The organism is Vibrio sp. 10N.247.310.23, from assembly GCF_041467155.1.
Lineage (GTDB): Bacteria > Pseudomonadota > Gammaproteobacteria > Enterobacterales > Vibrionaceae > Vibrio > Vibrio crassostreae_C.
The window spans coordinates 12807-25501 of record NZ_JBFSTZ010000007.1; the positions used below are offsets into that span (position 1 = coordinate 12807).

The 12695-nt window shown below is 44.3% G+C and carries 12 protein-coding genes and 2 pseudogenes; 7 read left to right on the forward strand and 7 right to left on the reverse strand.

What is annotated here, in order from left to right; all coding sequences use genetic code 11:
* The first annotated feature begins 81 nt into the window (after positions 1 to 81).
* Entirely contained in the window at positions 82 to 720 is a 639-nt protein-coding gene (locus AB6D93_RS07105) for an NAD(P)-dependent oxidoreductase (protein WP_102332195.1), read from the forward strand.
* Positions 721 to 797: 77 nt separating this feature from the next.
* On the opposite strand, the gene AB6D93_RS07110 is transcribed toward AB6D93_RS07105, so the two are convergent.
* Together AB6D93_RS07110 and AB6D93_RS07115 are read right to left on the reverse strand one after the other, a co-directional pair.
* On the reverse strand, positions 798 to 1451 hold the full coding sequence (locus AB6D93_RS07110) for a cupin domain-containing protein (protein WP_102332196.1): 654 nt from the start codon (positions 1449 to 1451) through the stop codon (positions 798 to 800).
* A gap of 135 nt (positions 1452 to 1586) precedes the next feature.
* Positions 1587 to 2354, reverse strand: coding sequence for an SDR family NAD(P)-dependent oxidoreductase (locus tag AB6D93_RS07115; RefSeq protein ID WP_102332197.1), 768 nt, complete (start codon positions 2352 to 2354; stop codon positions 1587 to 1589).
* A 105-nt stretch (positions 2355 to 2459) separates the two neighbouring features.
* Here AB6D93_RS07115 and AB6D93_RS07120 point away from each other — a divergent pair.
* Positions 2460 to 2798 (forward strand): annotated as a pseudogene (locus tag AB6D93_RS07120) (winged helix-turn-helix transcriptional regulator).
* Between the two features lie 47 nt (positions 2799 to 2845).
* Here AB6D93_RS07120 and AB6D93_RS07125 read toward each other — a convergent pair.
* On the reverse strand, positions 2846 to 3751 hold the full coding sequence (locus tag AB6D93_RS07125) for a LysR family transcriptional regulator (RefSeq protein WP_102332198.1): 906 nt from the start codon (positions 3749 to 3751) through the stop codon (positions 2846 to 2848).
* A gap of 210 nt (positions 3752 to 3961) precedes the next feature.
* Here AB6D93_RS07125 and AB6D93_RS07130 point away from each other — a divergent pair, with 210 nt between their 5' ends.
* Positions 3962 to 4681 carry an SDR family oxidoreductase gene (locus AB6D93_RS07130; protein ID WP_004733012.1) on the forward strand — a complete coding sequence of 240 codons (720 nt, stop codon included), beginning with the start codon at positions 3962 to 3964 and terminating at the stop codon, positions 4679 to 4681.
* 107 nt (positions 4682 to 4788) lie between these two features.
* On the opposite strand, the gene AB6D93_RS07135 is transcribed toward AB6D93_RS07130, so the two are convergent.
* A complete protein-coding gene (locus tag AB6D93_RS07135) occupies positions 4789 to 6600 on the reverse strand; it encodes a choice-of-anchor I family protein (protein WP_102332199.1) in 1812 nt (603 codons plus the stop codon).
* Between the two features lie 202 nt (positions 6601 to 6802).
* Positions 6803 to 7444 carry an outer membrane protein OmpW gene (gene ompW, locus AB6D93_RS07140; protein ID WP_008216576.1) on the reverse strand — a complete coding sequence of 214 codons (642 nt, stop codon included), beginning with the start codon at positions 7442 to 7444 and terminating at the stop codon, positions 6803 to 6805.
* A 401-nt stretch (positions 7445 to 7845) separates the two neighbouring features.
* On the opposite strand from ompW, the gene glgC reads away from it, so the two are divergent.
* Positions 7846 to 9066, forward strand: coding sequence for a glucose-1-phosphate adenylyltransferase (glgC, locus tag AB6D93_RS07145; RefSeq protein ID WP_102332200.1), 1221 nt, complete (start codon positions 7846 to 7848; stop codon positions 9064 to 9066).
* A gap of 108 nt (positions 9067 to 9174) precedes the next feature.
* On the opposite strand, the gene AB6D93_RS07150 is transcribed toward glgC, so the two are convergent.
* Both AB6D93_RS07150 and AB6D93_RS07155 read right to left on the reverse strand, forming a co-directional pair.
* Entirely contained in the window at positions 9175 to 10605 is a 1431-nt protein-coding gene (locus tag AB6D93_RS07150) for a YfcC family protein (protein ID WP_102332201.1), read from the reverse strand.
* A 413-nt stretch (positions 10606 to 11018) separates the two neighbouring features.
* Positions 11019 to 11246, reverse strand: a pseudogene (locus tag AB6D93_RS07155) (hypothetical protein); the annotation flags it as partial.
* Positions 11247 to 11303: 57 nt separating this feature from the next.
* Between AB6D93_RS07155 and AB6D93_RS07160 the strand changes: the two are divergent.
* The 3 genes from AB6D93_RS07160 to AB6D93_RS07170 all read left to right on the forward strand — a co-directional run bounded on the left by AB6D93_RS07160 (position 11304) and on the right by AB6D93_RS07170 (position 12651).
* Entirely contained in the window at positions 11304 to 11561 is a 258-nt protein-coding gene (locus AB6D93_RS07160; protein ID WP_229648214.1) for a hypothetical protein, read from the forward strand.
* 337 nt (positions 11562 to 11898) lie between these two features.
* Positions 11899 to 12255, forward strand: coding sequence for a ribosome hibernation-promoting factor, HPF/YfiA family (gene hpf / locus AB6D93_RS07165; RefSeq protein WP_017061680.1), 357 nt, complete (start codon positions 11899 to 11901; stop codon positions 12253 to 12255).
* A gap of 240 nt (positions 12256 to 12495) precedes the next feature.
* Positions 12496 to 12651: a DUF3012 domain-containing protein gene (locus AB6D93_RS07170; protein WP_017061679.1), complete on the forward strand. Its 156-nt coding sequence runs from the start codon at positions 12496 to 12498 to the stop codon at positions 12649 to 12651.
* Positions 12652 to 12695: the final 44 nt, after the last annotated feature.

Below are 12695 nucleotides of genomic sequence, written 5' to 3' on the forward strand. Positions count from 1 at the left end.
TTTATCGCAATCTAGTGAGCTATTAGACTGCAATGGCTGTCGAGAAACAGACTCAATAAATTAGATAATTGGAGAAACATTATGAAAATTGCAGTATTAGGCGCATCAGGTTGGATTGGTAGTCACATCGCTCAAGAAGCTCAAGCTCGCGGACATGAAGTTGTTGCTGTTGTAAGAGATGCAATCCGCGTAGAAACCCAAGGCATTGAAGTTCGTTCATTTGATTTACAAGACGAAGCCGCAAATCTAGCAAACGCACTATCCGGCGTTGATGCAGTAATTACTTCGATTGGCGGACGCGCTCTAGGTAATCACGACATCGTAAAAAGCACAGCAACTAAGCTGCTTGATACACTACCAAGCATTGGTATCGAACGTCTACTTTGGGTTGGCGGTGCAGGCTCATTAGAAGTAGCACCAAATGTACCGTTAGTGACCGTTCCTGACTTCCCTGCAGATTACAAAAACGAAGCGTTAGCACAGGGCGAAGCGCTTGAAGTGTTCAAGCAATCGAACAGCGAAGTTAATTGGACGTTCATTAGCCCAGCAGCAGAAATCTTCCCGGGCGAGAAACTATCAACCTACCGTACCGGTGGCGACCAACTGCTCACCGACCAAGATGGCAACAGCAAAATATCCGTTAGCGATTACGCTATTGCAATGATTGATGAACTCGAAGCTGGCAAATTCCCACGCCAACGTATTGGTGTTGCGTACTAGTCAGCTCATATATAAAAACTAAAAAAAGCCGCTTGTTCAAAACAATGCGGCTTTCTCATCTTTTACTGAGCATTCCTTTAATCCAATGGCAGATGCCCTGTTTTCACTAGGATAACCGTCTCTTCTTCCACATAAGGAAAATGCTCACTCATGTGTGGGCTGCGCATCCATGTGTGTTTTGGATACTCACCATGTTCGTCTTTAAAGGTGCCAGAAAGTACAAATATCTCTTCACCGCCAAAGTGGCGATGCGGCTGAAAACGTTCGCCAACCGGCCACTTCACTAACGCGACATGCTCGTGTTCGAACTCATGCAGTGGCATGACTTGTAACCCGCCAATACCAGGTAGCCATTCCGTTTCGAGCGTATTGACTCGAACTTGCGTTAAGTCTCTCGCATCAAACTGATTAAGCTTAACTAAGATCGTGCAGCCCTCTTTACTCGATGGGGAATGCGCGCTGCATGGCGGATTACGGATATAAGTGCCAGCGGGGAAATCGCCAGTTTCATCTGAGAACACACCGTCTAATACGAAGATCTCTTCTCCTTTCGGATGTGGGTGTTCAGAGAATGAAGATTGAGGGTCGTATTTCACCACGCTAGTCGTGTGACCTGATTCTTTCTCTTCTCTTTCTAGGGGCTTACGCCACACTCCTTTGGCAGGGCTTGCAACCCAATCTAGTTTATCGGTTTCGATAACCAATCTCTTTGAAAAGTCCATGTTGAACATAATGGCGACCTTACTCTTGTTATCGTTTTAATTATTATTGTTGTCTTTCTCGTTTCTATTCTACGCGAATACTGATCAAGGAGGCTATCTCGCTGCTATTTTGCCTGCGCGATAGCCACCTAAAAAGAATCCTAATTAATTGCGGCCAGCAATCACTCCGCCATCAACATCCCAGATTGCACCCGTTACCCAATCTGCACTGTCTGACAGTAGGAAAGAGATGCTATTAGCGATGTCTTTCGGCAAACCTACTCGACCAATAGGATGGAACGCGTTGAAGCCTTCTAGCGCTTGATCCACTTCTTCAGGTTTGATGAAAGATTCGTAAATCGGCGTTTTAACAACAGCAGGAGAAACCGCATTCACGCGAATGTTGTAGTCCGCAAGCTCCATCGCCATGTGCTGTGTTAAAGCGTGCAAGCCAGCTTTTGCCATTGAATACGCAGAGGATGGTGTCGCTCTAATAGCTTGTTTGGCCCACATAGAGCCTACATTTACCACGTTTCCGCCACCGTTTTTGATCATCAACTTGCTGACAGCTTGAGTGATGAAGAAGGTTGCTTTATTGAGCTGCATGTATTGCTCGTAATCAGATTCTTGGTGTTCAATAAACGCTTTAGGGTTGAAGTAACCAGCCGCATTCACAAGGTAACCAATACCTTCTTCGAGCGACTCTAAATGCGTAATAAGACGAGACACACTTGCATCATCATAAAGGTTAGCTTGCCAGCCTGAAGCATGACCGAGCGATAGCAGCTCTGACACCGCTTTATCTAACTTAGTTGGGTTATTGCCGACCACCAACACATGGATGTTTTGAGCGACTAACTGCTTCGCTGTTTCAAAGCCCATGCCGCTTGTGCCACCAATTACGACTGCAATACCATTTTTAGTGAAGTTCATTTTGTTATCTCCTAAGTCATGTGAACGTGGTAATCTTAGGCTTTGAACTAACACTATGAATAGTAAGTACAAATCGGTTAGGTAGGTACTTATTGGTACATCTTTATGAAAAATCAGGAAAACTTTTTTTCAAGAAAATCGGCACCAGAGCGTTCCGCTCGTATGGTCTAAACCATCTACGGCTGTAAATGGTCGCTAACGGTTTACCAATTACTGGCAAATGGCATTAATCGCCCCGGTGAAATGGTGCGCTCGGTCGAAGGGTTATCGACCAAAGTATTGAATGAATGCTTGAAGCGAAATGTTGAGTTTGGGATTTTGGATAAGCAGATGTTCAACGAACTCCCAACAAGAGTTGAATATCAAGTGACGCCCTTTGGTGAGAAGTTCTTACTGATTCTGGATCAACTGGAAAGTCTACAAAACGAAATCGACGAGATGTAAGCCCAAGCAAATCCACTCTATTCCAAATAATGGACAGCACGCACTATTTAGCTGACTGGCATTTGCTCAAAACGGCCTTTCACAAAATCAATGAAGGTTCGAATTCGGCTCGGTTGATAGCGGTCTCGATGATAGATCGCTGAAAAGTCCACTTTCGGCACTATCCACTCATTAAACACCTGCTCCAATTGCCCATCATTGATCTCTTGCAAGCAATAGATGGTTGGTACACGAATAATTCCGTTGCCCGATTTCGCGCCCTGTACTAACACTCGCCCATTCTTACATTGCAGCCTACCCGTGACATGAACATCGACTGTTTTCTTGGTGTCATCCAAAGCTTGAAAGCTCCACTTACGCACAGACCCCGTTAAGCAGTCGTGATGGATCAACTCTTTAGGGTGGTTAGGCTTTCCTTTGCGAGCAAAATACTCAGGGCTCGCCAGTGTTCCCATCTCTATGTCCAATAGCTTCCTCGCAATAAAGCCCGCATCTTCAAGGCTCCCCATACGAAAAGCGATATCGAAAGCGTCTTCAATCAAGTCGACTCGGTTACTACTGAAATCAAGGCTGATGCTGATATCTGGGTAGAGCTGCATAAACTCATTGACCAGATCCGCGATGATCACTTCGCCTAAATAACCGCCAACACAGTTGACTTTGATGTCACCGCGTACCTCTTCGACATCATCAACCGCAGCAATCAGCGCTTGGTCTATATTATCTAAGGCTTGTTCACATCTCGTGTACAAATCTTGCCCTGCGTGAGTCAGCCTCAAGGTTCGAGTAGTGCGGATAAACAGCGTTACACCCATCTGCTTTTCTAGGCTACTTACTTGGCGTGATACGTGGGAACGCGACGCATCCAACTCCTCCGCCGCTTTGGTGAAATTACCTAAACGAGCGATCAGCACGAAAGAACGAATATCAGACAGGTTAATTTGATTGAGCATGGCCGCCAGCTTACTAGTGAGGTTATGAGATAGACACTTTTATTGTTGCACCACAGCAACAGTGTTTCAAGTAAAGCGCTATATATCAACAATTCTATTTTCCTTAATATACCTCCATCGCAACGAAGCAAGGCAACAAGCACTTGATTCGAATGCACTTAAACAACCCGTCGTAGCCAACCGACGCAATAAAAGTACAGAGGAAATAAAATGAAAAAACTAATCGTAATTACAGGTGCAAGCTCTGGTATTGGTGAAGCAATCGCTCGTCGTCTAAGCGATGAAGGTCACCCTCTGCTACTTTTAGCTCGTCGTGTTGATCGCCTTGAAGCGCTGAATCTACCAAACTCACTGTCAGTAAAAGTAGACGTAACAGACAAAGCGTCTTTTGATGCAGCAATCGCACAAGGTGAAGAGAAGTTTGGCCCTGTAGATGCACTTATCAACAATGCTGGTGCAATGCTTCTTGGTCAAATTGATACTCAAGACGCACAAGAGTGGAAGACAATGTTCGACGTGAACGTAATTGGTCTTCTAAACGGCATGCAATCTGTACTTGCTCCGATGATGGAACGCAACACGGGTACTATCATCAACATCAGCTCTATCGCGGGTAAGAAAACATTCCCAAGCCACGCAGCTTACTGTGGTACTAAATTCGCGGTACACGCTATTTCTGAGAACGTTCGTGAAGAAGTGGCGGCTTCAAATGTTCGTGTTACCACTATCGCACCGGGTGCTGTAGAAACTGAGCTTCTGTCTCACACAACATCTCAAGAGATCAAAGACGGTTACGATTCTTGGAAAGAAGACATGGGTGGCGTATTGGCAGCTGACGATATTGCTCGCGCTGTATCATTCGCTTACCAACAACCACAAAACGTATGTATCCGTGAAATTGCTCTAGCGCCAACTAAGCAACAGCCATAGGCCTTTGCTATCGCTACTAAATCAGCGATGAACTAAAAAAGCGCCACGACTTAACAAGTCGTGGCGCTTTTGTTTTTGTTGAGTCTAGTTACACGCAGTAACCGTGATTAAAACTCAACGCGATAAACTGATGTGCTACCACTTACTTCGTTGCCAACCGCAATAAAGTGGTTACCTGAACGTGTGAAATACTTAATTGATTCAGGGCCTAAGTCACCTGCTTTCGAGTTGTAAGTATCGTTGTCGCAATCACCGTCTTCATCAACCTTAGTGCACACTGGTTGTGTAAAGTCTCGGTTGTTCAAGTAGCTGATGAAACTTGCATTTTTAGGCTGCGTTACGTCGTAAACCATGATGCCACCTTGGCGCTCAAGACCAATAAAGGCATAGTGCTTACCGTTAATCTCAGCCACTTCGATAGCCTCAGGTTCTACACCTTTGTCATCGCTACGATCGTCACCAATTTGGTTGTTATCATTGGTGCTGTTGAAGTTTGCAGGATCTTGCTCCAGAACGATTCGAGCAAAATCATCGCCGCTATCAAACACTAGCTCGCCTGACTCATCCCAGATAGAGAACGAGCGGCTGCCGAATGCTTGAACCTTTTGGTCAGCTGCAAGTGTCCCTTGTGGCTTAATCACCTTAAGGCGAGCCAATTGATTATTGTCTTTCAATGCACCCGCTAATGGGTGGTTAGCGTCAACGTCTAACTTCTTGCCGCGTACTTCATCGACATACGCGATACAAAAGTCTTTTTCTGTGGTGTAGTTTTCGGTGCCTTGATAGTCATCGCCATCCCACTCAAAACCTTTCTCGTCACACATTTCTTGCGTGGTTTTGATGCCATACTCACGACCATCACCTTCATTCGCAGTCACAATATAGGTGTTGCCATCAACACTGTAGCTGGTGATGCTGTCTGGCATGTAAAGGCCTTCTAACATTGCGTAGCTTTGGAGATTACCGATGTTTTTGTCTTTGTTTGACGCATCTAGCTTAGCGTTATCCCAAGGCTTGCCGCCTAGTCCAAGAATCGCATCCACTTGTGCACTCACCACATCAATGGCTGCCAATGCGTTGTTCTCTTGAAGGGCAACGTAGAGTTTTCCGTTATCAGCAAACGTTAGGTATTCCGGTTCAAGGTCTTGAGCAACGGTTGCATTCGGCACAGAGATTCGAACCTTGTCGGTCAGCTCTGCATGGCGAGGCTGACCTTGATTGAATGCCTTAAAATCAATTTGAGTGACTGTGGCTTGCAAAGGGCCATTGGTTAAATCCACTAGCGTTACTGAACCTTCAGGGTCAATGCTGTAATCCGCATTCGGCTCACCTTCATTTGCAGAGGCAATGTAGCGACCATCTTTCGAGAAGCTCACCATGTCCGGTAATGCACCAGCCGTATAAGTAGTGATCAGCTCTAGCGTGTCTGAACGATAAAGTGCAATGATGCCGTTTTGTTGCTTATCAGCATTTTCAATCGCGACAGCAACTAATCCTTGATGAGTCGACACACTGTTCGCGGCACCAATATCAATACCCGAAGCTGCAGCCGCTGATTGAAGGTCGATAGAGCCCTCAGATGCTGGTGCGCTGTCAGAGTTTATCGATAACACATCGACTTTTTGTGCTTGAGCATTGACGACATAAAGCTTGTCGGTACATGAATCGTAGCTGACGATTTCGGCTGCTGAAGTATCAAACGGGGCATCGGCAATAGCACGTCCAACCAGGCTGATTCCGGTTACCTCAGCATTGGAAGCGCTTGGTTGCTCGATGGATTGGCATTGAAGGCTAAAAGCATCAAGTGACGTTTGAGATGGCGTAGCAGTCGTTGGTGATGTTGGTTGAGAACAGCCTACTAGAGCAGAACTAACCGCGATAGGCAGTAATAATGTCAGCTTATTAAATTTACGATTCATATATCCTCCATAATTTGAATCGCGATCATAGAGGGCTCTTATGACACTTATCTTTCCCTTTTATTAACAATAAATGACGACAATAAATAACTTTTACCCATAGCAACAGAAAGTTAATGCGAACAACCTATTAACAAGTAAGCAAAAAAAAGCGCCCAAGCTGGCTGATGCTTGAGCGCCTTTAGTAAACTGTATAGGGAGATTAGAAGTTGTAACCACCACCAATCATGAATACCCATGGGTCGATATCAACGTCTGTCGAGAACTGTTGACCATTAAACTTATATTTTGCTGTAGTGCCGATATCTGCATACCAAACCGATGCGTTCAAGAACCAGTCTTCATTGATCATGTAGTCCATACCAATGTTTGCTGCCAAGCCCCAAGAGTCATCAAGAGATAAGTCGCTTAAACCTAGATCTTTCGCTCCTTGATTTAGTGACTCATCGAAGAATACAGTGTAGTTGATACCAGCACCTACGTAAGGGCGGAAGTCACTGTTTGCTTGGCCAAAGTAATACTGAACCATAAACGTTGGTGGTAGGTGTTTCGTATCAGCAATTTCACCTAGACCAGTTGCAGAAATGTTGTGAGAAAATGGGCTTGCCGCTAGTACTTCAAAGCTGATGTTATCTGTAAACATGTAGCCAAAAGTCAAACCAAGTTGAGTGTTTGAGTCTACAGAGAATTCTGTATTTGGATCATTCAACACAGCGCCACTACTATCGTTAGGAGATACCGTTGCTGCACCTGCACGGATGATGAAATCACCTTCTTTATGAGCAAGAACATTGGTTGACATAAGAGCCGCAATAACCGCAATACCACATACTGTTTTTTTCATTATAATTTCCTTTTGGGGGCTTAATCTTTGTTGGTGAATGAGTAATCATTTCTTATTTTGCGTGCAAGGTATCATAGAATAACCCTACTTTATTGATGGAAATCAATTTGTGAAAAGTTGTGATTATTTATGTAAATTTATATCGACCCGATCACTTTATTTCTTCATTTTATTGACAGTTTTGTAATGCAGCTTTTCCGTGCGTCATTTTGTTAATCCAATCAATTCACTCTATTCGGATCTTTTTTGGATCAAAATAGAGCAAGCCAATATCTCACGTGCATCATTTTGGTGCAGAACAACAAGAATCAATCTCGCCTCGTATAATATTCAATGAGTTACATTTGGCTTAGTGCTTGCAAGTCTATGTTCATAATCATAAATACATTGAGGTTCTGATCATGCAAGACACTCTAACAATCGTTCTGGCCGGCGGTGTTGGCTCTCGGCTTTCCCCTCTCACCGATAACCGTGCAAAACCTGCGGTACCCTTTGGTGGCAAATATCGAATCATCGATTTCACACTCGCGAACTGCTTACACTCTGGGCTACGCCAAATTTTGGTGCTGACTCAGTACAAGTCTCACTCTTTGCAAAAACATTTAAGAGATGGTTGGTCGGTGCTTAACCCTGAGCTCGGCGAATACATCACCAATGTTCCTCCACAAATGCGAACCGGTGATAGCTGGTACAGCGGTACTGCCGATGCGATTTATCAAAACTTGTATCTACTTTCACGCAGTGAAGCCAAGCATGTGGTGGTGTTATCCGGTGACCATATCTATCGCATGGATTACGCACCAATGCTCAAGCAGCACAAAAAGAACGAGGCCGACCTAACTGTGGCGTGCATGGAGGTTTCGATTGACGAAGCCAAAGAGTTTGGTGTGATGGAGATAGATGAATCTCTAGAGATCAATAACTTTACCGAAAAGCCACGTTACCCTGCATGTGTACCTGGTAGGCCAACTCGAAGCATGGCTTCAATGGGTATTTACGTCTTTGATAAAGAAGTACTGACACAGGCATTATTGGCAGACGCAGAAGATCCAGACTCAAGCCACGATTTCGGTAAAGACATCATTCCCAAGTTAGTCGGCAACAACAGTGTTTACGCGTATAAGTTTGGTGACGAAGAAGGTCGCGTAACCCAAGATGCTTACTGGAGAGATGTGGGTACGATCGACTCTTATTATCAATCGAACATGGATTTGTTAAAGCCAACTTCGCCAATCGATTTGTATCAGCCAGATTGGGCAATTCGTACTTACGAACCGCAGCTGCCACCCGCACGAACCATTGCTTCGGTAGAGGGAAATCAAGGGATTTTCATCAACTCGATGATCGCGAATGGCGTAGTGATTGAAGGTGGCTCAGCGCAAAACTCTATCTTTTTCCCGAAGGTAAAAGTGAACAACGCGGCAATCGTGATTGATAGTATCTTGTTTGAAGATGTTGAGATTGGAAAAAATTGCCACATTCAAAACTGCATCATCGATAAGAATGTGAAAGTACCAGATGGAACCCAAATTGGTCTTGATAGCCTTGCTGACGACAAGCGTTTCCACATTTCGAAACAGGGTGTCATCGTCGTCCCCTCCTCTTATCAGTTTGAAGAGTGATGCTCTATCTCGGTTAACTTCACCTCGAACGAAAAAGGCAGCGAATTCGCTGCCTTTGTATTTGGTTGGATGTTTTCGAGCAAAGCTATCCGATTAAAAGCCCAAGCCTTAGAATGGACCTAACTCAATCATTTGAGCAATCACGACTGAAATCAGAGCGCCCACCGACCAGAACAAGAATAGCGGTAAGAAGAAACGCACCCACTTACCATAAGGGACTTTCGCAATCGCCAGTACCGCCAGCAAGCCACCGTTGGTTGGATAAATGTAATTCGAGATACCATCACCCAATTGAGACGCCAACGCAGCAACTTGACGAGTCACTTCACCAATATCTGCCAGTGGAATGATAATTGGCATAGTAATCACCGCTTGACCACTGCCCGACGGGATAAACAGGTTGATCGCAGCTTGTGAGAAGTAGATACCTGCCGCCGCAACAAGTTTAGAGCTGCCAGAAATGATCTGCGCAAGATAGTAGATAATCGAATCGACAATCTTCGCGTCTTCCATGATGGTCAACACCGAACGCGCAAAGAAGATGATCAACACAGCAACTAATACATCGCTGACACCTTTAGTCCAATATTCACAAATCTTGTTAGGAGACAATCCTGCCACCAAGCCAGGAATGATCGCCATTGCCACAAACGCACCTGCGATCTCAGTAAAGCCAAAGCCCATCGTCAGAGTACCGAAGATCATGTATGCGAACACGCCTAAGAATGCGATACCTGCTAGCTTCTCACGAACCGTCAGAGACTTAGCTTCAACGTTTGATTCGTAGTGGTAACCCGTGCCGTGTAACAAGCCCTTAGTTGGATCTTGTTTTACTTTTCTTGCGTAATTCAACACATACCAAGCACCGGTCAACAGCATAAACATGCCGACAATAAAGCGATACCACATGCCTGAATACAAAGGCAGCTCAGCGATAGTATGTGCAATCCCCGTGAAGAATGGATTCGCCAACGCCGCAGCAAAACCCGCACAACTTGCCAGTAGCACAACACCTAACGCTGTGATCGCATCGTATCCAAGCTTGATACAGATCGGAATCATCAGCGAGATAAAAATAACGTCTAGTTCACGCATACCGGTGAAGGTCACGTTAAAGAAGATCGCCGTCATGATCACTGGCGCGATGACATACAAGCCTTGCTTTTTAAGCTTAGTGGTAAGCGCGACGACCGAAGCGTCTAGCAGCCCCATGTGTTTGATGATACCGAAAGCACCACCAACAAACACCACAACACCCATCACGCCAGAAGCGGATTTGAAGCCTTTAAAAAATGATTCGAAAAAAGAGGCTAATGTTGTTGGGTTGCTGGTCAATTGTGTGTAGCTGTCTGGGTCGATAACCGTGCGGCCATTCATGACCACTCGCTCGAATTCACCAGCAGGGATGAAGTAAGTTGCAATTGCAGCAACGATCACCATGATAACCAAAGAGAGAAACGGGTGGTTTACTTCTTTCTCTGTGGGCGCTGCGTTAGCAGCTTGAGATGTAGGTACGGATGTAGATACCGTAGTCGTCATATAGACTCCTTATTTGTCAGCAACTAAGGTTCACTTAGCCGCCGGAGGGATTTTTGGAAAAACGAAACCCTTCACGCTGAACTAAGTTCGCGCTAATTTAGGTTGTTTCAAAAAGGCCTTTGATAGATGGTGCTCTCAAATGTACATAGTGAAGTAGTGAGAACTACTCTCTTTGCGTCCGAGCAAAATGCAGATGTTCAGCCAAGTCAGGCCAAACTGAATGAGGTCATTACAAGCAGGTAAACAGAAAAGTCTGTTTTGGTAATGCGTTTTTTATCAATTACAAAGACAAGCGGCGCATACTAGCACAACGAGTCATTAATTGTCAGAAAAGTGTGAGTTTCGTCATGCTTTGGTGAGCAAAAGAAAAGCGCCCACTAATAAGTAAGGCGCTTTTCTGCAATCGAATCGAGTTACTTAGGTGCTAATTCGTAGTTTTCTTGCATCTCATGAGGGGCAATCCCGTACTCATAATCCGCTAAGTAGCCATCCTTATAGACCTTCATTCCCTTCTCATCTCAGCTCACTTTGATCATCGCCGTGTTGCCATCTTCACTGCCTAACAGCTCCAGCATTTCTGCATCAATCTTAATGGCTTTGATGGTTTTAATACGCTTAAACGGCTTAAATTCAGTGGCCGAGAATACGATGGCCGAGCGATAACGCTTAAGCTTGAGTCCAATCGCAAAGATTCTCGATTGTTGCTCAAACTGCAACATATTGATCTAGGCTCAATTGATGAGTCTCGCATTTCAGAACTTGTGCGATTCAAAGTCGAAACGCCGGTTCGCTATGAAGGTGACATTAATTATTGGCGTCAGGGCGTCGAATTTCCTGTCGATCAACTGGCATCCAATAAAGAAGTCGATATTCGAGCACGCATTACCATACCCGAGTCTCAACTCACAGCAGGAGAGTTTCACTTCAATATGGAGTGGGCAGTTGAGTGTCTATAAATTAGTAACTTAAGCTGAGTTTTTAATCAAAGAAGAAAAAGTGAGTGAGCTGGAAAGAAAATCAATGGAGTGACAAGTTCGGAATTATAAAACCGATAAAGAGAGATTCACTGGGAATTCGCTGTAGGTTAGCGCAAATTATCAAGGATGGAGTTTTTTTGAACATGTCTTTAAAACACGAAACATAATATGCGATCAGTTCATCGGACTTTCAAGAGAGTAACAAGAGAATATTTGATAACACTGAAGTCAATCACACATGTGCTAATTCTCAGTTGGTTAATCTATGCGATGTTTGCTACGTTTAAATGACACAGTCATTGGAAAGGTATGATTTATGAAAATAAATGTTCAAACACATCATGTATCAATTAACGACGAGTCACGCAAAGACATCGAAGGTAAATTCGAGAAGATATCTAACCATTTCCCATCACTGATCAGTTGCGACATCATCATTACTAAAGAACACGGTCAACATCAGGTTGAAGTATTCACCAACTACGAAGGTGTACGAGTAACAGCAAAATCGACAGACGATGTTATGTACCCAGCTATCGCTGCAGCACTTAAGAAACTTGAAGCGGGCCTAAGTAACCGTAAGGGACAATTGAAAGCCGACCTACACGAGAAACCAACAAGCACGAAGCCAGAGATTGCTTCGGACATCATCCAAGAGATGAAATTGGTATAAATCGATAAGTAGTTAAAGCGAAATAACGAATAGAAACTTATTAAGAATTTCAAAGCCAGCATACGTTGCTGGCTTTTTCGATCTTAAAGCCAAGCAAACCTTCGCTTCTTTACCGTCCCTCGAATTCAGCTCAACCCCACATCATTATTAACGCCCTTAAGTTCTTAGCAGCTATAACAATCACTTGTGGGATTTGATACAGTTATAAGCAGAAATTTAGACCACAACGGAATGTTTATTATGAAGAAAATCGCGTTGATACTTTTCCTTGCTACTCAATTAATGGCTTGTACCGAGGTTGGCAGTGAAGCTTGGTGTGCGGATATGAAAGAAAAGCCTAAAGGTGACTGGACGGCTAATGAAGCGGGCGATTTTGCTAAACACTGTATTTTCTAATCACGTTAGCTTCTAATTCTACATTGGGCTGAATTAATACGCTC

What these genes read in the sequence shown, in the direction of transcription:
- AB6D93_RS07105 (WP_102332195.1), top strand. Translation starts at nt 82, where the DNA reads ATGAAAATTGCAGTATTAGGCGCATCAGGTTGGATTGGTAGTCACATC.
- AB6D93_RS07110 (WP_102332196.1), bottom strand. Translation starts at nt 1,451, where the DNA reads ATGTTCAACATGGACTTTTCAAAGAGATTGGTTATCGAAACCGATAAA.
- AB6D93_RS07115 (WP_102332197.1), bottom strand. Translation starts at nt 2,354, where the DNA reads ATGAACTTCACTAAAAATGGTATTGCAGTCGTAATTGGTGGCACAAGC.
- AB6D93_RS07125 (WP_102332198.1), bottom strand. Translation starts at nt 3,751, where the DNA reads ATGCTCAATCAAATTAACCTGTCTGATATTCGTTCTTTCGTGCTGATC.
- AB6D93_RS07130 (WP_004733012.1), top strand. Translation starts at nt 3,962, where the DNA reads ATGAAAAAACTAATCGTAATTACAGGTGCAAGCTCTGGTATTGGTGAA.
- AB6D93_RS07135 (WP_102332199.1), bottom strand. Translation starts at nt 6,600, where the DNA reads ATGAATCGTAAATTTAATAAGCTGACATTATTACTGCCTATCGCGGTT.
- ompW (WP_008216576.1), bottom strand. Translation starts at nt 7,444, where the DNA reads ATGAAAAAAACAGTATGTGGTATTGCGGTTATTGCGGCTCTTATGTCA.
- glgC (WP_102332200.1), top strand. Translation starts at nt 7,846, where the DNA reads ATGCAAGACACTCTAACAATCGTTCTGGCCGGCGGTGTTGGCTCTCGG.
- AB6D93_RS07150 (WP_102332201.1), bottom strand. Translation starts at nt 10,605, where the DNA reads ATGACGACTACGGTATCTACATCCGTACCTACATCTCAAGCTGCTAAC.
- hpf (WP_017061680.1), top strand. Translation starts at nt 11,899, where the DNA reads ATGAAAATAAATGTTCAAACACATCATGTATCAATTAACGACGAGTCA.
- AB6D93_RS07170 (WP_017061679.1), top strand. Translation starts at nt 12,496, where the DNA reads ATGAAGAAAATCGCGTTGATACTTTTCCTTGCTACTCAATTAATGGCT.